Consider the following 24,098-nt stretch of genomic DNA (forward strand, 5'->3'; position numbering starts at 1 on the left):
AGGGTAAACTAGTATTATGAATTTAGGTAATTACTTATTAAGTTTAATAATTTGGCTTCCAATAGTTGGTGGCTTTGTTGTATTAGCGACAAGAACAAAAGAGTTGCATGGTGATGCTGCACGTTGGGTAGCTTTGGTATTTAGCTGTTTAACTCTGGCTTTATGCATACCTCTGGTGGCATCTTTTGATTATAGTAGTTCTGCAATGCAGTTCCAAGAATCAGCAAAATGGTTCAAGGTATTTGGCATGCATGATATTTATTATGGTCTAGGCGTTGATGGGTTTTCAGTTTTATTTATTGTTTTAACAAGTTTTGCTACTTTAGTTATTGTTCTAGCAGCTTGGACTTCTATCAAAACAAAAGTTAGACAATACATGGCGATATTTTTGATTACTTGTGGTCTAACAAATGGTGTCTTCTGTGCAACAGACTCTATACTTTACTATGTTTTTTGGGAAGCGTTATTGATTCCAACTTGTTTAGGTATAGGTATTTGGGGTGGTAAGAACAAAGCGTATGCGGCTGTTAAATATTTTATGTATACTTTCTTTGGTTCGGTATTTTTACTAGCTGCGATTTTATATATTCAAACAAGAGTAGCGGCATCTCCAGCTGACTTATTGGTAAGTGCAGACACCTATTCAATCCAAAACTTTATCGCGTGGGCTGCTCAGTCAAATGGGTTGGCAGACTCTGTTAAGTTTACACTTACTGCTCAATGGTTAATATTTGGTGCTTTCTTCTTAGCTTTTGCTGTTAAAATTCCGATGTGGCCGTTCCATTCATGGTTACCAGATGCTCACTCAGAGGCTCCAGCTGGAGGTTCTGTTATACTTGCAGCACTTATGCTTAAGCTAGGTGCTTATGGTTTCTTAAGATTTGCAATACCAATGCTACCTGAAGTTACAGCATCATTAGAGTACGTACTGATAATTATGTCTTTGATAGCTATTGTATATGTAGGTGTGGTTGCAGTTGCTCAGACTGATGTCAAAAGACTGATAGCATATTCATCAATTTCGCATATGGGTCTTGTTACATTAGGTTTGTTCTCTATTTTCATACTTAAGAGTGCCGATCCTGTACTTGGTACAACTAATGCGCAATTAGCACTACAGGGTGCTGTATTTCAGATGATTGCTCATGCGTTTTCTTCTGGTGGCATGTTTATTGGTATTGGTTATCTATACTTAAGAATGCATACAAGAGAAATATCAGATTTCTCAGGTGTGGCTAAGACTATGCCAATATTCGCAATGTTTTTCTTACTTTTCTGTATGGCTAATGTAGGTTTACCAGGCACTAGTGGCTTTGTCGGCGAGTTTATGATTTTGTTGGCTGTATTCCAGTACTCTCCATTAATAGCATTAATTGCTGGTTTAACTTTGGTTATAGCGCCAATTTATACTCTATGGATGTATAAGAGGGTGTTTTTTGGAGAAGTGGTATCTACGCAAGTAGCGAACCTGACTGATTTGAATAAGATGGAGCTATTTGTATTTATATTGTTAGCGGTACCAACTTTATTGTTTGGTTTTTATCCAGAGCCGATACTGCATCTTTCAGAAGCTGCTTCGGCTAATATTGTTGGTTTATCTCTATAGGGTGGTGTTTTGATTATGAGTTTATCAATTCTTTATATATTGCCAGAAATACTATTAGCACTAGGTGTGATAGTTGTAATGTTTTCTGGGCTTTTTTTACACGGTAAAATTAGGAATATTAACTACATATTCTTTCAAGTATTTACGCTACTTGCTCTTGTTGCTACTTTTGCCAAAGAATACTTAATCCAAAATAGTAGCTCTGTTTTTGAGGGGCAAGTTGTATTCAGTGGTTTTGCTTATACGTTACAGTTAGTGATACTTGTATTGGCAGTATTCGTGGCGCTATACTCAAGAGAGTATGTGAAAGATAGAAAAATATCTGACGGTGATTTTTATACACTTTTGATGCTGTGTGTGTTAGGTGCGATGGTTCTTACAGCTGCACATAGTTTGGTTACAATCTATATTGGTTTAGAGTTATTGTCATTACCAATGTATGCACTAATAGCAATTTATAGAGATTCTAGTACAGGCCTTGAAGCTGCTATTAAATATTTCGTATTAGGAGCTATTGCTTCAGCTTTATTGTTATTTGGTATGTCATTTGTATATGGTATGACAGGTCAACTTGATATTACTGATATTGCAACTGCACTTTCACAAGGAAATTTCACAGGCTTAGAGCAGCAGTTCTTACTTGTATGTTTAGTTATGATGATAGCAACTTTCTTATTCAAGTTAGGAGCTTTCCCATTTCATATGTGGTTGCCGGATATTTATCAGGGAGCGCCAAATGCCGTTGCCAATATTGTTGCGACTATTCCAAAAGTAGCAGCATTTGCTATGCTTGTTAATATTTTATTTGTAGGCTTTCCATCGCTTAAAGATTCTTGGATATACTTATTCAGAGTTATAGGTATATTGTCGATATTCTTTGGTAGTTTAGTGGCTTTATCGCAAACAAACGTTAAGAGACTTTTGGGTTATTCTACAGTATCGCAAATAGGTTTTGTTTTGTTAGCTACTACACTTAATCCGCAAGGTTATGCCTTAACAGCAGCTAGCTTCTATGTAATAGTTTATGTTTTTACTACTCTAGCAGCATTTGGGGTATTAACTACAATCTCTGTTGGCGGTTATGAAGTTCAAGATCTTAAAGATCTAAAAGGTTTCAATACAAAAGACTCTTGGTTAGCATTTATACTGCTGATAGTTTTGTTCTCTATGGCAGGGATTCCTCCATTCGGTGGTTTCATAGCAAAATTATTTGTTATTATGGGCTTAATTAATGATGGCAGTTATGTATTGGCATGTTTTGTGCTATTTATGGCTGTTGTGGCATCATTCTATTATGTAAGAGTTATTAGAACTATGTATTTTGATGAGCCAGAGAATAATGAGACAGTTAAGCCTCCAATGACATCTCTTATAGCACTAAGTATCAATGGTTTAGTTCTTTTATTCTTAGGTATTATGCCAATGCTTCTTCTTGGTGTTCTTACTCAAGTTACTAACGTTATTTAAGTTTCAATAGTTTATTGCCTATTCTTGTCATAACTTTTATACTTTTATGTAAAGATGATTTAATGCTGTTTTTCTATGAAAGAAATTTTAGGTCCAATTAATGATGTAATCAAAAACTCGAAAGATAATATTATTAATAAAAGTTTAAAAAAACTTGATGTAGTGAGTAGAGAAGAGTTTGAAATACAGAAAAAAATTCTTTTGAAAACACGTCAAAAATTAGAGCAGATCGAAGCTAAGTTGGATAAATTAATAGCTGAGAAAGAGTGAGATGTCTTTAGCAATTCTAAAAAGTCGAGCTCAATTGGGTATTGAAGCACCGCTTGTCTCGATAGAAGTTCATTTGTCAAATGGTCTGCCTGGCTTATCAATAGTAGGCTTACCAGAGGCAGCTGTCAAAGAGAGCAAAGATCGTGTTAGAAGTGCTATCATAAACTCGGGATTTAATTTTCCAAATAAACGTATCACAATTAATCTTGCCCCTGCAGACTTACCTAAGAGTAGTGGAAGATTTGATTTGCCTATAGCATTAGGTATTTTATATGCATCAGGCCAAATAAATATTGTTAGAAATGTTGGAGATTTCGAGTTTGCTGGAGAGTTGTCTCTAGGTGGTGAGCTTAGGAAAATTTCTAGTGCGATACCGATGGCTATTAAGTGTGTTGCGAATAACAAAAAACTTGTGATACCTATTCATAATGAAAAAGAGATTGCTTTAGTTGAAGATGTTTGTGCTTATTCTTTTGAGACTCTAAAAGAAATCGTAGGTTTTTTATCTGGTGACGATAAAACTTCGGTAGAGCAATTACAAGAAATTGACTTTGAGAGACTGTATTCTGATTTAGAAGATGTAAAAGGACAATATCAGGCTAGACGCGCTTTGGAAATTGCAGCAGCAGGTGGTCATAATATTCTTTTAGTTGGTCCACCGGGAACTGGTAAGACTATGCTTGCTAGTAGGCTTAATTCTATTTTGCCACCATTAAACAAGAAAGAAGCCCTTTCATCAGCGATGATTGCTTCAATTAAAGGTGAATCAGGGATAGCAGAAAGTTTTTATAAAAGACCATTTCGTCATCCTCATCATACTTCTTCAGGTGTTTCTTTGGTTGGAGGTGGTAGCAATCCTATGCCTGGTGAAATATCTTTAGCTCATAATGGCGTGTTATTCCTTGATGAGTTGCCAGAGTTTAATCGCAAAGTTTTAGAAGTTTTAAGAGAGCCTCTTGAGACTGGAGTTGTAAATATTTCTAGAGCAAAGTGTCAGGTAGAGTATCCAGCGAACTTCCAATTGATAGCTGCTATGAATCCTTGTCCGTGTGGGTATTTAGGATCGCAGTATAAAGAGTGCTCAGATTCAATTCAATCAATTAAAAGGTATCAAAGTAAGCTTTCAGGACCTCTTTTAGACAGAATTGATTTACAAGTTGAGGTTCTTGAGCTAGCAAAAGAGGATCTAACAAATCAAGAATTAAGAGGTGAAAAAAGTAGTATAATTAGGGAGCGAGTTAAAAAGGCAAGAGATATCCAGATCACTAGGCAAGGTAAAATAAATTCAATGCTAACAAGTAAAGAGCTAGACGAGGTTTGTGACCTTGATGAAGAAAGTAAAAAAATGCTAACACTAGCTATAGAAAAGCTTGGACTATCAGCCAGAGGGTACTATAAAATACTCAAAGTTGCTCGAACAATAGCAGATTTAAGCGGATGCAAGAAAATTGAAAAACTAGCAATTCAAGAAGCTATAGGTTACAGAAAAATGGACAAGTTTTTTAAATAGTCCTTCATAATAAATTTAAAGGTATGTTAAGTATGAGAGAGTTGTTTTTGGATGCTTTTAAGCATGAGAAATTAGAAAAACCACCGATATGGATAATGCGTCAAGCTGGTAGATATTTACCAGAATATCGTGCAGTAAGATCAAAGTTTGAGAACTTTATGGATATGTGTCGCAAAGCAGATGCTTGTTGTGAGGTGGCACTACACCCGCTAGAAAGATATGATCTTGATGCTGCAATTGTATTTTCAGATATTTTAACTATTCCTGAAGCAATGGGTATGGATCTGAAATTTATCAAGGGTGTTGGTCCTGTATTTTCAGATCCTATTGAGTCAGAAAAAGACTTGAGTAGGTTGAAATCTATTGATAATAGTGTTGGTGATTTGGAATATGTTTACAATGCTGTTAGAACTACGAAGGCTGCTGTAAATGTACCTCTTATAGGTTTTACTGGAAGTCCATGGACACTTGCTGCATATATGGTTGAGGGCTCTGGCTCAAAACAGTTTAATAAACTAAGAAAAATGATGTATGCAAATCCTCAATTGATGCACGCACTTCTTCAAAGGTTAGCGGATATAACAGTGATTTACCTGCTTGAGCAAGTCAAAGCCGGTGCTAGTTCTTTAATGATTTTTGACACTTGGGGAGGAATTCTACCTTTAGAACAATATAAAGAATTTTCATTAAAGTATATGGAGTATATTGCTAAAAATGTGAAGCAGAAATCTAATGTTCCTGTAGTTTTCTTCACAAAAGGAGGGGCAAACTTTTTTGAGGAGTTTAAAGATAAGTCATGTGATGGGGTTGGCGTTGATTGGAGTGTAACTCTAGATCAAGCACGCCATAGGATAGGTGTAGGTAAAGTTCTGCAAGGCAATTTTGATCCGGCATTTTTGTATGGCACACCTGATAGTATCAGAAGTACGGTTAAGAAAAGTATGGAGTTTATTCAGTCAGATAAGCTGAATAATTATATCGTAAATTTGGGTCATGGAATATATCCTGATATTGACCCTGACAATGTAAAAGTTATGATAGATGCTATAAGAGAGTTTAGTATTTAAAAAAAGAGATTATTATAAGGCTTGACATCTACTAAAATGTTGTTATTATATATTCTCATAGACGCGGGGTGGAGCAGCTTGGTAGCTCGTCGGGCTCATAACCCGAAGGTCGTAGGTTCAAATCCTGCCCCCGCTACCAAAAGTTTTTATTTTATAAAGGCCCTTCAAGGGCCTTTTTGCTATCTAGAGGGTATGCAAAATCTAAGGGGTGAAAATGTTACTAGATGATTTGTATGAAATAGTAGAACCCATCACAGCTGATTTAGGCTATATTTTATGGGGAATAGAGGTTGTAGGTACTGGTAAGCTTACAATACGTATCTTTATTGATCATGAGAATGGTGTTTCAGTTGATGACTGTCAGGTTGTAAGTAAAGAGGTAAGTGCAATTTTTGATGTGGAAGATCCTATCTCAGATAAGTATGTTCTAGAAGTATCTTCTCCGGGTATGAATCGCCAAATTTTTAATATTATTCAAGCACAAGCTTTGATAGGATTTAATGTTAAGGCAGTTACCTTAACACCAGTTGAGTCTCAAACAAAATTTAAAGGTGTGCTTGAGAGAGTTGAAGGCAATGATGTTACTCTAAAGCTTGATGATGGTAAAGAAGTCAGTTTTGATTTTGATGAGCTTAAGAAGTTTAGAGTTTCGCCAGATTTTAGTTAGATAGAGGGATTAGGTATGAGCAAAGAATTATTGTTAGTATTAGAGACTGTAGCAAATGAAAAAGATATTTCAAAAGATCTTTTGTTCGAGGCTATGGAAGAAGCATTGGCTATTATAACTAAAAAAGAGCTTGATGAGCACATGAATATCGAAGTTAAAATCGATAGGGTTACAGGAGATTTTAAAGCAGATCGAGTTTGGCATATTGTCTCTGAAGATGAAGATTTGATTGATTATTCAAAAGAACTTTATGAAGATGTTGCACAAGAAAAGGGCTATGATGTTAAAGCTGGTGACGTAATACGTGAGTCTGTCGAGGTCAAAGAATATGGGCGTATTGCTGCTACTATGGCAAAACAGATTTTAATGAAAAAAATCAAAAATTTTGAAAGAGAGAAAACAGCTAAATTTTATCAAAGTAAAATTGGTGATATTGTTTACGGAGAGGTTAAAAGAGCAACCTATGAGATCCTTGTTATCGATCTTGGTAATAACGCTGAAGGTATCCTACCTAAAAAAGACTTGATTTCGAGAGAAAGATTCCGTGTTGGTGATAAAATTAGAGCATGTGTTGAGAATGTCGAGGTTGATGAGTTTGGCAAACCAAGCACAGTCATGCTTAGTCGTGCTAGCAATATGATGCTTAAGGCGTTGTTTAAGCTTGAGGTTCCTGAAGTAGAAGAAGAGCTGATAAACGTAGTAAATGTTGTTCGTGAACCAGGCTTTAGATCAAAGGTAACAGTTAAAAGTAATGATCAGAGAATAGATCCATGTGGTGCTTGTGTTGGTGTTAGAGGATCTAGAATACACTCTATTATGAGTGAGCTAAGTGGTGAAAAGGTAGATGTTATTCTATGGGATGAGGATATGGTTCAATATGCAATCAACTCTTTGTCACCAGTTGACTCTGAAGATATCTTGGAAGTAAATGTTGATGAAGAAACTAGCTCAATGGATATTGTAGTTAAGCAAGAAAGCCTATCAAAAGCTATTGGTAAGAATGGGGTTAATGTTAGATTGGCAAGTGCTCTTATTGGTTGGAAGATAAATGTTTTATCTGATACTGAGCAAGAAGAGAAACAAATGACGATAGTTGAAAAGTTTGTGGACGCATTGGATATTGATCATGACTTTGCACTAGTGTTAATCGAAGAAGGTATCGAAACATTGGAAGATTTAGCGTATCTTGATAGAGATGAGCTGCTAGAGATTGAAGGTTTTGATGAAGAGATAGTAGATGAACTTCAAGAGAGAGCAAAAGCTGTAATATTATCTCAGGCATTAGGTGGTAAGAAGCCTGCAGAAGACTTGCTTAATATGCAAGGTATGGATGCGGAGCTGGCTAATAAGTTAGCTCAAAATAATGTAGTAACAATGGAAAATCTAGCAGAGCTATCTGTAGATGAGTTGCTTGATATTGTTGCTATTGATGAAAAACAAGCAACAGATTTGATAATGCAAGCAAGAGCCCCTTGGTTTGAATAGGAAGTACGAATCAAAATAGTACAAAGGAGAGGGAAATGGCAGAAATTACAGTTGGGCAGTTGGCACAACAAACAAATAAAGATGTAAGCACTTTGCTGAATCAGCTTAAATCTTTTGGTATTGAAAAGAATAGTGAAAAAGATACTTTAAGTCCAGAAGAGATGAAGACTCTTTTAGAGAAGGTTAATAGTACAAAGAATTCAGTTGCTAGGAAGAAAGTGACTTCACTTAAGCTTGATGGTAAACATAAGATAAATGTATCAGTTAAGAAAAAGAGACGAGTTGCAAAGAAGGTAGAAGAACAACCTGCTATAAAAGTAGAGAAGTCTAATACTGAAGAGTCTAAGCCAATAGTTGATAGTAAAGAAAATCAAGTAGCTGATAGTGTGAATGCTCAAGAGCAACATGTTAATGCTGAACAGCAAAAGCAGGAAAAAACTGTCTCAAAACCTGTTGTCAAAGATAGTGGCTTTAAAATCACATCAATGCCTGAAGTTAAGGTACAAGAAACTAAGTCTCAAGATGATGAAAAGTCTGCTGCTGCTAAACAAACTAAGAAAAAAGCTACAAAGAAAGTTTTCTCTGAACCTGCTAATAGTAATACTAAGTACAAGAGGGAAGAGGAAGAGAGAAAATCAAAGGCTAAAAAAGCTGGTGGTAAAGGCTTCAAAAAGGCTAATCCAAGACAATTGTCACAGCTTGCAGGTGATATGGATTCATTTGATGAGTTTGGCAGTAAAAAAGGTAAACTAAAAGCTCCTAAAGTTAAAAAACAAGAGTTTACAAAACCTGTTGAAAATACAGTGAAGACAGTTGAAATACATGAAGGTATTACGGTTAGTGATTTAGCTAATAAAATGGCTGTAAAAGGTGCTGAAATTGTTAAAGTATTGTTTAATATGGGTGTGATGGCTACGATTAATCAGTCATTAGATCAGGAGACAGCTGTCCTGATTGTTGAAGAAATGGGTCATAAGTATACATTGCATAATGAAAACGCTCTTGAAGAAGCTGTTACTACAGTTGATAGAAGTTTGCATAAAAAGATTTCTCGTGCACCAGTTGTGACTATTATGGGTCATGTGGATCACGGTAAGACCTCATTGTTGGACTATATACGTAAAGCAAGGGTTGTAGCAGGAGAGGCAGGTGGTATAACACAGCATATTGGTGCATACTCTGTTGAAACGAGTAAAGGATCGATTACATTCTTAGATACTCCGGGACATGAGGCATTTACATCAATGCGTGCTCGTGGTGCTAAAAGTACAGATATTGTGATTCTAGTTGTTGCCGCAGATGATGGGGTTATGCCTCAAACTGAAGAGGCTATTCAGCATGCTAAAGCAGCAGGTGTTCCAATTGTTGTAGCTGTAAATAAGATTGATAAACCAGAAGCTGATCCAGATAGGGTTATTGGTGAGCTAGCTCAGCGTAATGTGATTCCAGAATCTTGGGGGGGAGATGTTATGTTTGCTAATGTTTCCGCTAAAACTGGTGAGGGTGTTGCTGAACTATTAGATGCTGTATTATTACAATCAGAAGTTCTGGAATTAGAGGCGTTTGCTGAGGGCTTGGCTGAAGGTGTTGTTATTGAATCTCGCTTAGAGAAAGGGCGTGGTCCAGTCGCGACTGTACTGGTTCAAAACGGTAGTCTTAAGCAAGGCGATAATATCTTGTGTGGTACTGAGTACGGTAGAGTCAGAGCTATGCATGATGATCTAGGTAAGAAGATTAAAACAGCAGGTCCAGCTACTCCTGTAGAAATACTTGGTCTGTCTGGTGTTCCAGCAGCTGGTGATGATGTAGTCGTTATTGATAATGAGAAGAAGGCTAAAGAGCTTGCGGCACAAAGATCTCAAAGACAGAAAGAAGCTAAAATAGCTCAAGAGCAAGCACTTAAGTTGTCCAATATGTTTAGCAATATGGGCAAAGAAGGTGAACAACAAACTCTTAAAATTATTCTTAAAGGTGATGTGCAGGGTTCAGTTGAAGCAATTAGAGAGTCTTTACTTAAACTTTCGACAGATGAGGTTAAGGTTGATATTATCGCAAGTGGAATTGGAGCTATTACTTCTTCTGATGTGACACTAGCAGTTGCGTCTATGGCTGTGATTGTTGGTTTCAATGTGCGTGCTGATGGTGCTGCGAAAAAGCTTGCTGAAACAGATGGTGTAGAGCTTCGTTATTATAATATTATCTATGATTTGATAGATGATGTTAAAAAAGCAATGACTGGTCTTCTATCTCCAGAAATGAAAGAACAAATTATTGGTATTGCGGAAGTTAGGGAGGTCTATAGATCTTCTAAATTTGGTTCAATTGCTGGTTGTATGGTAGTTGAAGGTACTGTTAAACGTACAAATCCTATTCGTGTCTTGAGAGATAACGTGGTTATTTATGAAGGTAGCCTTGAGTCACTTAAGAGATTTAAGGATGATGCTAATGAAGTTAAAAAAGGTATGGAGTGCGGTATCGGTGTCAAGAATTATAATGACGTCCGTGAAGGTGACCAGATAGAAGTATTTGAAGTTATTGAGGTTGCTAAGGAGTTATAGTTATGGCTGCAGAAGGTAGAGTGCAACGAGTGGCGAGTGAGTTACAAAAAGTAATATCTTTACTATTGCGTACAAAAATTAAAGATCCCAAGCTTGCTACTGCAACTATTACAGAGATAGAGCTTTCTAAGGATTTATCTTATGCAAAGGTATACTATACCTGCTTAGACACTCAGGAAGCTCAATATATATCTAAAGCTTTTGATAAGTCAAAGGGCTTTTTTAGATCATCTATAGCTAAATCACTAAATCTTAGAATAGTTCCAAATCTTAAATTTATTTATGATAAATCTCTTGATTACGGAATGGAGATGGAAGGAAAAATCCAACAAGCATTAGATGCTGATTCAAAGATAATTAAGCAAGATAACGAGTCATTACAAGAAAACTATAAAGATAGTGTTACAGAAACTAAAGTTGAAAAATTAAGGTAGGTAGCTTATGAGCAAACTTACTATTATCCGTGGCTTTAATGATATTCTTCCTTCTGATAGCTTTAAGTGGCAATTTCTAGAGTCAAAAATAAAATCAATTCTTGGTAGATATAATTATGATGAAGTTAGACTACCTGTCTTAGAGAAGAGTGAGCTATTTCATAGAAGTGTCGGAGAAACTTCAGATATAGTTTCAAAAGAAACATATGATTTTGTAGATAGAAGTGGAGAAAGTCTAACGCTCAGACCTGAAGGTACGGCCGGTTGTGTGCGTATGGTAATTGAGAATAGTTTGGCTAATAGGGGGCAAACACAAAAGCTTTGGTATTCTGGGCCTATGTTTCGCTATGAGAGACCTCAAAAAGGTCGGTATAGACAATTTTATCAACTTGGTGTTGAAGCTTATGGTTATGATAATATTGCGATAGACTTAGAAATTCTTACTATTGGCTGGAACTTATTTAGAGAGCTGGGTATTTCTGGATGTGTAAAGTTGGAGTTAAATAGTCTTGGATCTAGTTCTGATAGACAAGAATATACTAAAGCACTGTTAGAGTATCTAAAACCATATCATGCTCAACTGGATGAAGATTCTATCAAGAGGTTGGATAAGAATCCTTTGAGAATACTCGACTCTAAGAATGAGCAAACTCAACAGATATTGGTGAATGCTCCTAAGCTTATTGATTTTATTGACGAAGACTCGTTGCTTAAGCTTAAACAAACATGTGAGTACCTTGATAATCTAGGGGTTGGATATAGAGTTAATCAGAAGCTAGTCAGAGGTCTAGATTATTATAGCGGATTGGTTTTTGAATGGACTACTGATCAGTTGGGTGCTCAAGCAGCAGTATGCGCTGGTGGTCGTTATGATAATTTAGTAGAAAACTTAGGTGGTCAAAAAACTGGTGCTATCGGCTTTGCTATTGGTCTAGAGCGATTAATACTTTTACTTGAAAGTGAAGGTAAGCTTCCTCTAGATAATGATGCTTGTGATGTTTTTTTCGTGCTAGATAGTAGTCAGTTGCATAGATCGTTGCTGACGGTTGAGAGTATACGCCAAGAGTTACCTATGCTAAAGGTAGGTATGGATTTGAAATTCGGTAGCTTTAAGTCGCAGTTTAAGAAGGCAGATAAGTCTGGTGCTGAAATTGCTGTGATAATTGGTCAGGATGAACTGTTGCAACAAGCTGTTGGTGTGAAATATTTACAACAAGATAAGCCGCAAGAGCAAATTCATTTGAATGAATTAATAAATTTTCTAGAAAAAATAGTTATATGAAGTTACATAATATAAAAGGTTATGCTTGGATAGTTGTGGGTCTGAGCTCATTTTTACTGATTGATAAATACATAATGAATGTATCTCCTAGTCTTATAGCAAATGAGCTGATGACTAGTTTTTCGATAAATGCTACAGAAATGAGTGCTATGGTATCGCTATTTTTGTGGTCAGTAGTATTTTGTCAGTTTTTTGTAGCCGGCCCAATTATAGACAAGTTAGGGTTTAGAAAAGTCAGTTTTTTTTCACTGATTCTTTCTGCAATTGGGCTAATGTTATTTGTTCTTTCGGCAGATATTCATAGTTTTGAACTTGGCTGTGTTTCTCGATTAATGATTGGAATAGGAGCATCTTTTGCTACTGTTGGTTATATTAAAGCAGCAGCAGTTTGGTTCGATCCACGTAAATTCGCCTTTGTTTGTAGTTTTTTGATGACTGCTGCAATGCTGGGAGCTTTGCTAGGACAAGTTCCGCTTGTTTATCTTATTGAAATTACAGGGTCATGGCATAGGGCCTTAATTGGTTATGCATGCTTTAGTATAGTTATGGCTTTGCTATATCTTGCCTTGGTAAGAGACTATAACCCTGAAGCATCATTTGCTAATGATACTAGAGGGAATGCAGGAACTCTCGCTGGTATAAAAAAGGTACTTATGAACAAGAATAATTGGTACCTTACACTATATACGGGATTAACATTTACAACGATAGATGTTTTTGGTGGTATTTGGGGTAATAACTACTTCAGGGAGTTATATGGAATTCCTGCTAAAGAAGCTTCATTTATTGTATCTATGATGTTTCTTGGACTTGCTATAGGCTCTCCTGTTATTGGTAAGCTTTCTGAGAAATTTGATAGTAGAGTTAAGATTATGGTCATTTTCCATATAATTGCAACAATTTGTTTGGCTTTGGTTTTACAATTTAAGCTCACTCCCGGAGTTTCAGGAGCATTATTGTTTGTATTTGGATTTTGCCTGGGGGTATATATGCTAGCTTTTGCCATAGGTAATCGCATAAACCCAATAGTTGTGGCCGCTACTGTAGCTGCTTTAATTAATACAGGTGAGCCATTACTAGGTGCGTTATTCGATCCTCTTATAGGGCATCTACTTGATCTGACATGGACTGGTCAATATATAGATATTCATAATCAAATTACAAATGTTGCTACGGAAGGCACTCATAGGTATTTTCATATAAGTGCTTATCATAATGCTTTTTTGATTTTGGTTTTTAGCATGTTTGTGTCTTTTTTCCTATTAGTTTTAGTTAAAGATAAAGAAGTCAAATAATGAAATTAGAGAACGCTTATCTCAAAAAAGTTCGAGAACTTAATCTAAAAGTGGATTCTTTGCAGCTTGAGGCTATAAAGAATTTGCAGGAAATAATGAATCAGATATCAGTAGATAAGAAAAAGAAGTTCGGTTTTCTCAAGAGGTCATTATATTCTCATATCAAAGGACTTTATATGTGGGGAGGTGTAGGTAGAGGTAAAACCTTCATCATGGATATTTTTTTTGATAATTTACCTATTAAGCAAAAAAGAAGACAGCACTTCTCTCATTTTATGAAGGAGATTCATTCAGAATTAAGGAAATATCAAGGTTATAAGAACCCCATATCGAAGGTTGCATATGATATGGCTAAGGATATGCGAATTATTTGTTTTGATGAGTTCTTTGTAGAAGATATTGCTGATGCTATGATTTTGGGAAGTGTTTTCACAGAATTGTTTAAGCTTGGTGTAATACTTGTAGCCACCTCGAATATTGAGCCTGAAAATTTATATAAGAGAGGTTTGCAAAGAGAGCTATTTTTACCAGCTATAGATATTCTTATTAAAAATCTTAATGTTTTGAACTTAGATTCAGGTGTTGATTATAGGTTTCGTTTGCCTACGGAATACTTAAATTACCTCTACCCATATAACGAGCAAAATCGTAAAAACTTTTTTGATAAGTTTTTCCTTAGAAATGAGCACTTTGATAAAGATCTAAGTATAGATGTTTTGGGTAGGAGAATTGCTGCGCTACTTATAAGCCATAAGGATATTTGTTTTGACTTTAAGGTTATTTGTGGTGATGGTAGAAGCTCTTATGATTATATTGATATTTGTAGTAAGTATGAACAAGTTTTTATTTATAAACTGACTGGTTTTGATCAGTATAATGAGGATATGGCGCGACGTTTTATTGCCCTTATTGATGAGTTCTATGATCAAAACAAAAAAGTTGTTATATTGGCGAATAGTGATTTTACTCAGCTTTATAAAGGTGAGCGTTTAAGATTCGAGTTTCAAAGAACGATAAGTAGGCTGAACGATATGCAGAATAATAATTTTGGTATCTCAAATGAATAAGGTTCAACTTATTAAAGTTGCTGAAGATATTGTAGAGCAAAGGATTGATAATTTTTTAATAGGTAGATATTCTCGCTTGCCAAAACCGCTTATTTACCGATGGATTCGCAAGGGTGAATTACGTGTAAATAAAAAAAGAGTTAAGCAGACAACTCGTGTAAGTGCGGGGGATATCGTTAGGATACCGCCATTCAATTTAGATGAAAAAGTAGAAAATATAAAGGTTCCTAGGTCACATTTAGATTTTTTAGAACAACGAATTTTATATGAGACAGATGATTATATTATTGTAAATAAACCATCTGGTATGGCTGTTCATGGTGGGTCCGGTGTCAATTCTGGCTTAGTAGAAAGGTTGAGACAGTTACGCCCTAAAGCAAGGCGTTTAGATTTGGTGCATAGACTCGATAAAGAAACTTCTGGTTGTGTACTGTTGGCTAAAAAACATAGCTCGCTAGTATATTTCTTTGATATCTTCAAAGAACGTAAAGTGAAAAAAATTTATTATGCTTTAGTTCATGGCTATTGGGATAAAAAGATTTTAATGATTGACCTACCTTTGAGTCGTAGAGAGACAAAAGATGGTCAAAGAATAGTCAAAGTTGATAAACGAGAAGGTAAAAAAGCTCTTACAAGAATATTATCGGTGCAAAAAGTTGGAGATTATAGTCTTTTAGAGATTAAGTTGGAAACCGGCCGTACTCATCAAATCAGGGTTCATACTAAAGCTATGGGACATCCTATTGTAGCTGACAAAAAATATGGCTACATAGATAAAGATAAAAAACTACTAGCAAGGGGTGTAGATAAATTGTTACTTCATGCTGGAAAGTTAGAGTTTTATGATGAGAAGCAACAGAAGCTTGTAACAGTCGAGGCTAAATTAGATTCAAGATTTGACATGTTGCTTAAGTAAGATACCTTTTAGTCTTTACTATCTTTTATTAATAATAGGACTATCAAGGATGCTGCCATACTTATCACAAGAGTTGTAAAAGCAAAATGGTATGAACTTAAATCAAAATATTTAATATCATCAGGACTTGTGTGTTGTGAAATAACCTCTCCTGCTTTGTTTAGGTATTTTCCAGTCCACGACCAGTCTAGGAAATAGCCAATTAAAGGGTCAAAGATAGCTCCTAATATTGGTTCCCCTGTATTGATGAATGCTGCTACTGTGGCTGTGATAACGATAGGATTTATACGATTTCCTATTGCAAACGATAGCATGTATATGCCTAGGCATAAGCCAAATACGAAAAGTAGTATTGCTGATAGCGTTGCACTAGTTTTGGTTAGTAGTACAAAGCTTAAGGCGATAGATCCTATAATGTGAAAGAAAATCATGACCCCTTTTCGGCTATCAAGAATTTCAGATAGCTTTCCTATGATTGGAGATCCTATTGCCATACCTATGAATATCATTGATATGATGCTAGCAGCTTCTTCACGAGATATGTGGTAGGCTTCTCTAAAATAAGCATTGCCCCAAAATCCAGCAAATGCATCAACAGCTGTAAAGCTTAGTCCTACATAAAAAGTTAAAAGCCAGTTATTTTTATTTTTGACAACTTCTTTTAGCGCATCTAATGTTTTTAATTGATTACTTGGAGAGCTAGCTTCAGGCTGTTTTGGGTTAAAGTCACGTACAACTATATAGTAAAGAACACCGATAAATAAACTAGCAACTGCGAATAGAAGCATAGCCATTTTCCAGTCGCCACATAGTGTTATTAGGTATGCTAGAGGTGCTTGTGCGCAGAGTGCGCCAATCATTGCTGCAGTTGCTAAAAAACTAGCAGCGAATGCAAACTTACGGGGTTCAAACCAAACGGAAACAGCTTTTAAGTAAGATATGGTGGCAAATGAAACTCCTAGCCCTGTAATAATTCTAGCAATATATGCCATGCTTAAGCTACCTAGATTTGAGGCTACAACAAAAAGTATGACCCCTATTGCAGAGATGGTTATTGATATTGGGCTTATTAGTCTAAATCCAAATTTGTCTATAATTGGGCCTGCAAGAAATAGCTGACAGATAATTATCGACCAAAAAAAAGCTGAGCCTAACGCCCCTGTTTGAGTGGCGTTGGTATGAAAGCTGGACATCATATCATCAGTAATTAGGCTTGGAAATACTTGCATAATATATTTGTCAAAGAGCAAGAAAGAACTAAGTACAATTATTATCCATGCATATCCGCGAATGTTGTGAATTTTTTGTTCCATACCGTGCCTATTTTAGGTAGTTTAAGGATATAATTTTAAGTTCCAGTAATATATAAATCAAGCCTAAAGCTTTTCTTTGTTAAATATATGCTTTTTTGATATCATAGCTTTAATATTTTTTATTAACAGTGATAGTTGAGTTGTGTTGTCAAATATTAGGGTAAATGAGAAAAGATTTATTTTAATTCAGTTTTGTTTGGGTATCGTTGGATATCTTGTTATTTTGTCAATATATGGCTATGTATACGCTAATTCTTTTGCGTTTGGTGCTGCAACAATGTTTTTAGCCAATTTTATTTTTTTCTTCAGATTGTTTGTTGAAAAGCAGTTCAGTCCAGGAGTTGAGATAGTCATTTTTTATATGAGCGAGCTTCTAAAATTAGGCATTGTAGCATTGATTACAATACTGTTGGCAGTTTATGTCAAACCCAAATTATTTTCTTACATTTTTGGATTACTTTTGTTACAATTGGTTGTATGTTTTGTGCCTATCTTGTTTAGAAGGGTAAGATAGGCACGTTTTAGGGTTGTTAAATATAAAAAATATTTAAAAATTATTGGTGGATATGTAATGGCAAATACAGAAGCAGGTTCTCAAGTAGCTACTGAGTACGTTCAGCATCACTTACATCATTGGCAAATAAGCCTTGGCGAAGGTTCTTTCTGGCAATTAAATGTCGACTCTTTGCTAGTTAGTGGGGTTTTGGGAGTTGTATTCATCTTAGCTATGTTTATGGCGGCAAGAAAAGCTAATGCAGGAGTTCCCGGAAGGTTTCAAAATATGATCGAAGCAGTATGGGAATGGATGGATGGTATGGTTGCTGAAAACTATCATCACAAAAGAGATTTTGTTACGCCACTGGCCTTAACAATCTTTGTCTGGGTTGTTCTTATGAATTTGATGGATTTACTCCCTGTTGATCTTTTTGGTTGGATTATTAGCTTTTTCACAAGTAGTCATGATGTGTATTTTAGGGTGGTGCCTACAGCAGATCCTAACGTTACTTTTGCGATGTCTATCGCGGTATTTTTCTTGGTGGTTTTTTATAATCTTAAAGCTAAAGGATTTGGTTTGCTGAAAGAGATTTTAAGTTCTCCTTTCGGGATATGGTTATTCCCTTTAAATATATTCTTTAGACTTGTAGATGAGATAGTTAAGCCAGTTTCGCTGTCGCTACGTTTATTTGGTAATATTTTTGCAGGAGAGTTAATATTTATCTTGATTGCTCTGTTACCGTGGTGGTTCCAGTGGACACTTGGCGGAATATGGGCTATTTTCCATATATTGATAGTTTTAATACAAGCATTTGTATTTATGATGCTGACTGTGGTTTACCTAAATATGGCGCAGGAAGCTCACTAAGTTTAAATCAACCTAAATAAAATTAAATAAAACAGGAGAAATAAGAAATGGATATGTCTTTACAGGTTTTAGGTAACTTAAATGGTTTGACTGCTATAGCGGTTGCTTTACTAATCTCTTTACCAGCATTAGGTACTGCGATAGGTTTTGGTGTGTTGGGTGGTAAGTATCTAGAGGGCGTGGCTCGTCAGCCAGAGCTAGGTGGTATGCTACTTGGTCGTATGTTTATTGTTGCTGCTTTCGTAGATGCATTCGCTGCTATCTCAATCGCTATTGGTTTCTTAGTGTTGTATGCTAACCCATTAGCTATCCCTGGCTTAGCAGAAGCTGCTCAAAAAGTTGTTGGTGCATAGTAAAAAGAATATAAAATCATAAATTTGTTATCTAAAGGATAAGTAGATGGATATTAATATAACTCTAATTGGGCAGATGATAACATTTGCAATCTTCGTTGGCTTTACAATGAAGTTTGTATGGCCTCCACTGCGCAAGGCTTTAGATGAGCGTAGAGAAAAGATTGCTGAAGGTTTGGCATCTGCTGATAGAGCATCTAGAGAGTTAGAAGTTGCCAAAAGACAGTCTGCTGAAGTATTGCGTGAAGCTAAAGCAAAGGCTACTGAAATAGTTGAGAATGCTTATGTTAGAGCTCATAAAGTAGATGAACAAGCTAAAGAAGAGGCTATTGCAGCAGCTGATAAAATCAAAAGCATGGCTATGGCTGAAATCGAGCAAGAAAAAATCAAAGCTAAAGAAGAACTTAAACATGAAGTTGTTAGCTTGGCTATGGCGGCTGCTAGTAAGATTATATCAGCAAATGTTGATGAGCAATCTAGTAAAAAGATTCTGAAAGACTTCGTAGAGAAAGTATAACTTTTGGGTATAAAAGGTAGGTACATGACAAATCTAAGTGTAATTGCTAAACCATATGCAAAGGCTGCGTTTGAGTTTGCAAATGAGTATAATCTTCTGCAAGAATGGTCAAAGCATCTTCAGTCTTTTTCTGAATTAGTACAAGATGATTCTGTCGCAGCTATTATTGCTAATCCTGAAATTTCTCAGGATGAGATTATAAGCGCTGTAAAAGGCCAGTTAGATGTGAAGTTTTATAACTTTGTTGCACTAATAGCAGAAAATAAAAAGTTATCTATACTGCCTGAAATAGCATTCCAGTTTGAAACTATCAAAAACACACACAATAATATAAAAGTAGCAGATGTTACCTTGGCTTATAAAGCTGATAAGAGCACGCTTACTAAGCTAAAAGCTAAACTTGAAGAGAAGTTTAACTGCGCTATTGAAATGAATGTGAGTGTTGACCCTGTTATAGTGGGTGGAACAGTAATTAAGGTTGGTGATACAGTAATAGATGATTCTGTATCAGGTCGTATAGAGACATTAAAAAGTATTTTGTTATCATAAATTATAGGAAGTGAGCTTATGCAATTAAGTCCATCAGAAATAAGTGGTTTAATAAAGAAAAGAATTGAAAAGTTTGATAATTCAGTTGAACTTAAATCAGAAGGTACTATTGTCAGTGTTGCTGATGGTATTGTTACTATTTATGGTTTGGATGATGTAACTGCTGGTGAGATGATTAAGCTACCAGGAGACGTATATGGTTTAGCGCTAAACCTAAATACTGACTCAGTTGGGGCTGTTGTCTTAGGTGAGTATGAACATATTAGAGAAGGCGATAAAGCATATTGTACAGGTAGAATATTAGAGGTGCCTGTTGGAGAAGCTCTTTTAGGTAGAGTGGTTGACGCTTTGGGCAACCCTATCGATGGTAAGGGTGAGATTGAAACTGATCACTCTTCACCAATTGAAAAAATTGCACCTGGTGTGATTTGGAGAAAATCAGTAGATCAGGCATTACAGACTGGCGTTAAGTCAATTGACTCGATGGTTCCAATCGGTAGAGGCCAAAGAGAGTTAATTATCGGTGATAGACAGATTGGTAAAACTGCCATTGCTATCGACGCGATTATCAACCAAAAAGGTACTGGTGTAAAGTGTATTTATGTGGCGATTGGCCAAAAAGCATCATCGATTGCAAATATTGTTAGACAGCTTGAGGAGCATGGGGCTATGGAGCATACAATTATTGTAGCTGCTACAGCTTCTGATTCTGCTGCATTGCAATATATTGCACCTTATGCTGGGTGTTCTATGGGTGAATACTTTAGAGATCGTGGTGAAGACGCTTTGGTTGTGTACGATGATTTGACTAAGCAGGCATGGGCATATAGACAGATTTCTTTGCTTCTAAGAAGACCGCCTGGACGTGAGGCATATCCTGGTGATGTATTCTATCTTCACTCAAGGCTTCTAGAAAGAGCAGCTAGGGTAAATGAAGAGTATGTGGAAAAATTCACAAACGGTGAAGTAAAAGGTAAAACTGGTTCTTTAACTGCACTACCTATTATTGAAACACAAGCTGGTGATATTTCTGCATTTGTACCTACAAACGTAATTTCAATTACAGACGGTCAGATATTTTTAGAGACAGACTTATTTAACTCTGGATTAAGACCAGCAATCAACCCAGGTAACTCGGTATCTCGTGTTGGTGGAGCTGCGCAAACAAAGATTATTAAAAAGCTTGGTGGCGGTATCCGTTTAGCACTAGCTCAGTTTAGAGAATTAGAAGCATTCTCACAGTTTGCATCAGATCTTGATGAAGCAACTAGAGCACAGCTTAACAGAGGCCAAAGAGTTACAGAACTTCTAAAACAAAAGCAGTTCTCGACATTGTCAATTGCTTTGATGGCATTATCATTGTATGCGGCAGATAATGGCTATCTAGATAGTCTAGAAGTTTCTGAAGTGATTCCATTTGAATCTGCGCTACATGCTCTTGCAGAAAGTAATTATGCAGAAGTGGTTGCAGAAATTAATGAGACAGGCAAATATGATGCTGAGATAGCTGACAAGTTAAAAACAATTGTTGAAGATTGTAAAGCAAATCAAGCTTGGTAATAGGAGTATAGACTATGTCTAACGCTAGAGAAATAAAATCCAAGGTATCGAGTGTTAAAAATACACAAAAGATCACTGGTGCTATGGAATTAGTTGCGGCTAGTAAGATGAGAGGAGCTATTGTTAAGATGAACAATGTTCGCCCTTATGTTGAAAGTGCAAATACTATTATCAAAAATGTTACATCTGCAAGTATAGATTATCCGAACCCTTATCTATTCGATAGAGAAGTTAAGAGGGTTGGCTATATAGTTACATCTACTGATAGAGGCCTATGTGGTGGGCTTAATATTAACTTGTTTAAGCATGTTCTTAAAAATATCAAAAAGAATGTTGAAGATAGAGTTGAGATTGATGTCTGCGTAATTGGTTCAAAAGCAGCAAGCTTTTTTGCAAAGCTAAAAGATGTAAATGTAGTGGCTACAGCTCATTATAACGATAAAGATAAAGAAGGCAGTATTAGGGCTATTAGCGGAGCTGTTAAAGTGATGTTAGACAAGTTTACTGCTGGTGAGATAGATAGACTATATATGAGTAGTAACGAGTTTGTTAGTACAATTAAGCAAAAGCCAAGATTGCAAACGCTATTGCCTATACAAGATATCTTCACAGAAGAGGAGCTAAAAGAAAACAAAAAAAATGCTTCTAAAGGCCATTGGGACTATATCTATGAGAGGGATATAGAAGAAGTATTAAATGCTCTGTGTATTAGGTATATTGAAGCTCAAGTTAGAGGCGCAATATTGGAAAATGCAGCATGTGAGCAAGCAGCTCGTATGATGGCTATGAAAAATGCAACTGATAATGCTAGTGATATTATTGATCAGTTAAAATTAGATTACAACAAGGTAAGACAAGCTATGATTACCCAAGAGCTTGCGGAAATTTGTTCAGGTGCGGCAGCAGTTTAGGAGAGGTAAATGAGTACAGGTAAAATTATTCAAGTAATTGGTGCTGTTATTGATGTAGAGTTTTCTCGAGATAACACTCCAAAAGTATATGATGCTTTAGATGTAAATGAAACAGGTTTAGTGCTAGAAGTACAACAACAGATTGGTGATGGCGTAGTACGTACTATCGCTATGGGTTCTAGTGATGGTTTAAGACGCGGAATGGTTGTGGAAAACACAAATGCTCCAATCTCTGTGCCAGTAGGTCAAGGTACTTTAGGTCGTATTATGAACGTATTAGGTGAGCCTATCGATGAGGCTGGACCTGTTCAATACACAGAGACAAGATCTATACACCAAGCTCCTCCTGCTTATGATGAGCTTGCACTAAGTACTGAAATATTAGAAACAGGTATCAAAGTAGTTGATCTTATTTGTCCATTTGCAAAAGGTGGTAAAGTAGGCCTCTTCGGTGGTGCTGGTGTTGGTAAGACAGTTACAATGATGGAGCTTATCAACAACATTGCTAAAGAGCATAGTGGATATTCTGTATTTGCTGGTGTTGGTGAAAGAACTCGTGAAGGTAACGACTTCTACTATGAAATGAAAGACTCTAATGTATTAGATAAAGTTGCCTTGGTATATGGTCAGATGAATGAGCCACCAGGAAACAGATTAAGAGTGGCTCTTAGTGGTCTAACAATTGCTGAAGGTTTCCGTGACGAGAAGCGCGATGTCTTGATGTTTATTGATAACATTTATAGATATACTCTTGCCGGCACAGAAGTATCAGCACTACTAGGACGTATGCCATCAGCAGTTGGTTACCAGCCAACACTTGCTGCTGAGATGGGTGCTTTACAAGAGCGTATTACATCTACTAAGACAGGCTCTATTACATCAGTTCAGGCTGTATATGTACCAGCAGATGACTTAACGGATCCATCACCAGCTACAACATTCTCACACTTAGATGCGACTATTGTATTATCGCGTCAAATTGCAGAGTTAGGTATTTATCCAGCTGTAGATCCACTAGACTCAACTTCTAGACAGTTAGATCCACTAGTAGTTGGACAGGAGCATTATGAAACTGCTCGTGCTGTACAGAAAGTACTTCAAAGGTATAAAGAGCTGAAAGATATCATTGCTATTCTTGGTATGGATGAATTATCTGACGAAGATAAGAAAACAGTTGATAGAGCTCGTAAGATTCAAAGATTCTTATCCCAGCCATTCCATGTTGCTGAAGTATTTACTGGTAACCCTGGTAAGTTTGTGTCACTTAAAGATACTGTAGCGAGTTTTAAAGCTATAGTTAATGGTGAGTATGATCACTTACCTGAGCAAGCTTTCTATATGGTTGGTTCAATTCAAGAAGCAATTGAGAAGGCAAAAACTCTATAATAGGGTGTAGATATGACAAAAAAATACCTAAAAGTTGATGTTGTTAGTCCTCAAGGTTCTGTATTTAAAGGTGAGGCTGATATTGTAAGTCTTCGCGGATCTGCTGGAGAGATGGGTATAGCGTATGGACATACTGAACTTTTATCTACTCTCCCTGCGGGTGTTGTAAATATAAGAAAAGATGAACATACTGATGTGCTATATGTTTCAGGTGGTATTGTTGAAGTTACTCCTACTCGCGTTACAATTATGGTAGACGATATGGAAAGGGCTGAAAATTTAAATCAAGCAGAAGCAGAGAAAGCTAGGAAGCGAGCACAAGAAGCTCTTAAGAAGCCAGATGCTTCTAAGCTTGATATTGAAGCTGCGACAAAAAGGCTTCAAGAGGCTGATGCTCGTCTTAAGGCGCTTAATTCTTCTAAAGGATTATATTACTCAAAAGACGACTAAAAAGTTCTACTAGTTATCTAATTTTCTTCTACATCCTGTTCCATTTTAGTCAAAGTATTAAATCAGTTATTT

23 protein-coding genes and 1 tRNA gene are annotated in these 24,098 nt (G+C 36.2%); 23 read left to right on the forward strand and 1 reads right to left on the reverse strand.

The annotated features are described in order from the left end of the window. Positions 1-16 precede the first annotated feature (16 nt). The 14 genes from F7308_RS02690 to F7308_RS02755 all read left to right on the forward strand — a co-directional run bounded on the left by F7308_RS02690 (position 17) and on the right by F7308_RS02755 (position 15,624). Positions 17-1,606, forward strand: coding sequence for a complex I subunit 4 family protein (locus F7308_RS02690; RefSeq protein WP_004286963.1), 1,590 nt, complete (start codon positions 17-19; stop codon positions 1,604-1,606). A 15-nt stretch (positions 1,607-1,621) separates the two neighbouring features. Further along, positions 1,622-3,073, forward strand: a complete 1,452-nt coding sequence (locus F7308_RS02695; protein WP_013922315.1) for an NADH-quinone oxidoreductase subunit N — start codon at positions 1,622-1,624, stop codon at positions 3,071-3,073. Between the two features lie 75 nt (positions 3,074-3,148). Next, entirely contained in the window at positions 3,149-3,343 is a 195-nt protein-coding gene (locus F7308_RS02700; RefSeq protein WP_012280351.1) for an accessory factor UbiK family protein, read from the forward strand. Between the two features lies 1 nt (position 3,344). Beyond that, positions 3,345-4,853 (forward strand): YifB family Mg chelatase-like AAA ATPase, encoded by a 1,509-nt coding sequence (locus tag F7308_RS02705; protein ID WP_013922316.1) that lies wholly within the window; start codon positions 3,345-3,347, stop codon positions 4,851-4,853. 32 nt (positions 4,854-4,885) lie between these two features. Then, positions 4,886-5,920, forward strand: coding sequence for a uroporphyrinogen decarboxylase (hemE, locus tag F7308_RS02710; protein ID WP_013922317.1), 1,035 nt, complete (start codon positions 4,886-4,888; stop codon positions 5,918-5,920). A gap of 62 nt (positions 5,921-5,982) precedes the next feature. Then, positions 5,983-6,059 (forward strand) — tRNA-Met (locus F7308_RS02715). Between the two features lie 75 nt (positions 6,060-6,134). Beyond that, on the forward strand, positions 6,135-6,587 hold the full coding sequence (rimP, locus tag F7308_RS02720) for a ribosome maturation factor RimP (protein WP_013922318.1): 453 nt from the start codon (positions 6,135-6,137) through the stop codon (positions 6,585-6,587). 15 nt (positions 6,588-6,602) lie between these two features. Further along, on the forward strand, positions 6,603-8,072 hold the full coding sequence (gene nusA / locus F7308_RS02725; protein ID WP_013922319.1) for a transcription termination factor NusA: 1,470 nt from the start codon (positions 6,603-6,605) through the stop codon (positions 8,070-8,072). A 35-nt stretch (positions 8,073-8,107) separates the two neighbouring features. Next, positions 8,108-10,630: a translation initiation factor IF-2 gene (infB, locus tag F7308_RS02730; protein ID WP_013922320.1), complete on the forward strand. Its 2,523-nt coding sequence runs from the start codon at positions 8,108-8,110 to the stop codon at positions 10,628-10,630. Between the two features lie 2 nt (positions 10,631-10,632). Continuing rightward, positions 10,633-11,064, forward strand: coding sequence for a 30S ribosome-binding factor RbfA (gene rbfA / locus F7308_RS02735; RefSeq protein ID WP_013922321.1), 432 nt, complete (start codon positions 10,633-10,635; stop codon positions 11,062-11,064). A gap of 7 nt (positions 11,065-11,071) precedes the next feature. Then, positions 11,072-12,346: a histidine--tRNA ligase gene (gene hisS, locus F7308_RS02740; RefSeq protein WP_013922322.1), complete on the forward strand. Its 1,275-nt coding sequence runs from the start codon at positions 11,072-11,074 to the stop codon at positions 12,344-12,346. After that, on the forward strand, positions 12,343-13,641 hold the full coding sequence (locus tag F7308_RS02745; RefSeq protein WP_013922323.1) for an MFS transporter: 1,299 nt from the start codon (positions 12,343-12,345) through the stop codon (positions 13,639-13,641). The genes hisS and F7308_RS02745 overlap by 4 nt, the downstream gene beginning before the upstream one ends. After that, entirely contained in the window at positions 13,641-14,708 is a 1,068-nt protein-coding gene (zapE, locus tag F7308_RS02750) for a cell division protein ZapE (RefSeq protein ID WP_013922324.1), read from the forward strand. The genes F7308_RS02745 and zapE overlap by 1 nt, the downstream gene beginning before the upstream one ends. After that, the gene (locus F7308_RS02755; RefSeq protein ID WP_013922325.1) at positions 14,701-15,624 is read left to right on the forward strand and encodes an RluA family pseudouridine synthase; all 924 of its coding nucleotides are present in this window, start codon (positions 14,701-14,703) and stop codon (positions 15,622-15,624) included. Before zapE ends, F7308_RS02755 begins: the two co-directional genes overlap by 8 nt. Before the next feature lie 8 nt (positions 15,625-15,632). On the opposite strand, the gene F7308_RS02760 is transcribed toward F7308_RS02755, so the two are convergent. Beyond that, positions 15,633-16,937, reverse strand: a complete 1,305-nt coding sequence (locus tag F7308_RS02760) for an MFS transporter (protein ID WP_013922326.1) — start codon at positions 16,935-16,937, stop codon at positions 15,633-15,635. A 142-nt stretch (positions 16,938-17,079) separates the two neighbouring features. Between F7308_RS02760 and F7308_RS02765 the strand changes: the two genes are divergently transcribed. Genes F7308_RS02765 through F7308_RS02805 form a run of 9 tightly spaced genes read left to right on the forward strand, consistent with a single transcriptional unit; the run spans position 17,080 to position 24,026 of the window. Beyond that, positions 17,080-17,451 (forward strand): ATP synthase subunit I, encoded by a 372-nt coding sequence (locus F7308_RS02765; protein ID WP_083817021.1) that lies wholly within the window; start codon positions 17,080-17,082, stop codon positions 17,449-17,451. A 57-nt stretch (positions 17,452-17,508) separates the two neighbouring features. Next, positions 17,509-18,300, forward strand: a complete 792-nt coding sequence (gene atpB / locus F7308_RS02770; RefSeq protein WP_013922328.1) for a F0F1 ATP synthase subunit A — start codon at positions 17,509-17,511, stop codon at positions 18,298-18,300. 47 nt (positions 18,301-18,347) lie between these two features. Further along, on the forward strand, positions 18,348-18,653 hold the full coding sequence (locus F7308_RS02775) for a F0F1 ATP synthase subunit B (RefSeq protein WP_013922329.1): 306 nt from the start codon (positions 18,348-18,350) through the stop codon (positions 18,651-18,653). 46 nt (positions 18,654-18,699) lie between these two features. Continuing rightward, positions 18,700-19,170: a F0F1 ATP synthase subunit B gene (locus F7308_RS02780; protein ID WP_013922330.1), complete on the forward strand. Its 471-nt coding sequence runs from the start codon at positions 18,700-18,702 to the stop codon at positions 19,168-19,170. 24 nt (positions 19,171-19,194) lie between these two features. Next, positions 19,195-19,719 (forward strand): F0F1 ATP synthase subunit delta, encoded by a 525-nt coding sequence (locus tag F7308_RS02785; protein WP_013922331.1) that lies wholly within the window; start codon positions 19,195-19,197, stop codon positions 19,717-19,719. Positions 19,720-19,737: 18 nt separating this feature from the next. Then, positions 19,738-21,279: a F0F1 ATP synthase subunit alpha gene (gene atpA, locus F7308_RS02790; protein WP_013922332.1), complete on the forward strand. Its 1,542-nt coding sequence runs from the start codon at positions 19,738-19,740 to the stop codon at positions 21,277-21,279. A gap of 14 nt (positions 21,280-21,293) precedes the next feature. Then, positions 21,294-22,190: a F0F1 ATP synthase subunit gamma gene (locus F7308_RS02795; RefSeq protein ID WP_013922333.1), complete on the forward strand. Its 897-nt coding sequence runs from the start codon at positions 21,294-21,296 to the stop codon at positions 22,188-22,190. A gap of 9 nt (positions 22,191-22,199) precedes the next feature. Continuing rightward, a complete protein-coding gene (gene atpD, locus F7308_RS02800; protein ID WP_013922334.1) occupies positions 22,200-23,576 on the forward strand; it encodes a F0F1 ATP synthase subunit beta in 1,377 nt (458 codons plus the stop codon). Positions 23,577-23,588: 12 nt separating this feature from the next. After that, on the forward strand, positions 23,589-24,026 hold the full coding sequence (locus F7308_RS02805; protein ID WP_013922335.1) for a F0F1 ATP synthase subunit epsilon: 438 nt from the start codon (positions 23,589-23,591) through the stop codon (positions 24,024-24,026). Positions 24,027-24,098 lie beyond the last annotated feature (72 nt).

This window comes from Francisella salina (genome assembly GCF_000219045.1).
Lineage (GTDB): Bacteria > Pseudomonadota > Gammaproteobacteria > Francisellales > Francisellaceae > Francisella > Francisella salimarina.

Bases quoted from the DNA above. Each gene is read 5' to 3' on its own strand.
- F7308_RS02695 (WP_013922315.1), top strand. From the start codon at position 1,622: ATGAGTTTATCAATTCTTTATATATTGCCAGAAATACTATTAGCACTA.
- infB (WP_013922320.1), top strand. From the start codon at position 8,108: ATGGCAGAAATTACAGTTGGGCAGTTGGCACAACAAACAAATAAAGAT.
- F7308_RS02755 (WP_013922325.1), top strand. From the start codon at position 14,701: ATGAATAAGGTTCAACTTATTAAAGTTGCTGAAGATATTGTAGAGCAA.
- atpD (WP_013922334.1), top strand. From the start codon at position 22,200: ATGAGTACAGGTAAAATTATTCAAGTAATTGGTGCTGTTATTGATGTA.
- hisS (WP_013922322.1), top strand. From the start codon at position 11,072: ATGAGCAAACTTACTATTATCCGTGGCTTTAATGATATTCTTCCTTCT.
- F7308_RS02745 (WP_013922323.1), top strand. From the start codon at position 12,343: ATGAAGTTACATAATATAAAAGGTTATGCTTGGATAGTTGTGGGTCTG.
- F7308_RS02775 (WP_013922329.1), top strand. From the start codon at position 18,348: ATGGATATGTCTTTACAGGTTTTAGGTAACTTAAATGGTTTGACTGCT.
- F7308_RS02785 (WP_013922331.1), top strand. From the start codon at position 19,195: ATGACAAATCTAAGTGTAATTGCTAAACCATATGCAAAGGCTGCGTTT.
- F7308_RS02760 (WP_013922326.1), bottom strand. From the start codon at position 16,937: ATGGAACAAAAAATTCACAACATTCGCGGATATGCATGGATAATAATT.
- F7308_RS02780 (WP_013922330.1), top strand. From the start codon at position 18,700: ATGGATATTAATATAACTCTAATTGGGCAGATGATAACATTTGCAATC.
- atpB (WP_013922328.1), top strand. From the start codon at position 17,509: ATGGCAAATACAGAAGCAGGTTCTCAAGTAGCTACTGAGTACGTTCAG.
- rimP (WP_013922318.1), top strand. From the start codon at position 6,135: ATGTTACTAGATGATTTGTATGAAATAGTAGAACCCATCACAGCTGAT.
- atpA (WP_013922332.1), top strand. From the start codon at position 19,738: ATGCAATTAAGTCCATCAGAAATAAGTGGTTTAATAAAGAAAAGAATT.
- zapE (WP_013922324.1), top strand. From the start codon at position 13,641: ATGAAATTAGAGAACGCTTATCTCAAAAAAGTTCGAGAACTTAATCTA.
- hemE (WP_013922317.1), top strand. From the start codon at position 4,886: ATGAGAGAGTTGTTTTTGGATGCTTTTAAGCATGAGAAATTAGAAAAA.
- F7308_RS02690 (WP_004286963.1), top strand. From the start codon at position 17: ATGAATTTAGGTAATTACTTATTAAGTTTAATAATTTGGCTTCCAATA.
- rbfA (WP_013922321.1), top strand. From the start codon at position 10,633: ATGGCTGCAGAAGGTAGAGTGCAACGAGTGGCGAGTGAGTTACAAAAA.
- nusA (WP_013922319.1), top strand. From the start codon at position 6,603: ATGAGCAAAGAATTATTGTTAGTATTAGAGACTGTAGCAAATGAAAAA.
- F7308_RS02795 (WP_013922333.1), top strand. From the start codon at position 21,294: ATGTCTAACGCTAGAGAAATAAAATCCAAGGTATCGAGTGTTAAAAAT.
- F7308_RS02805 (WP_013922335.1), top strand. From the start codon at position 23,589: ATGACAAAAAAATACCTAAAAGTTGATGTTGTTAGTCCTCAAGGTTCT.
- F7308_RS02705 (WP_013922316.1), top strand. From the start codon at position 3,345: ATGTCTTTAGCAATTCTAAAAAGTCGAGCTCAATTGGGTATTGAAGCA.
- F7308_RS02700 (WP_012280351.1), top strand. From the start codon at position 3,149: ATGAAAGAAATTTTAGGTCCAATTAATGATGTAATCAAAAACTCGAAA.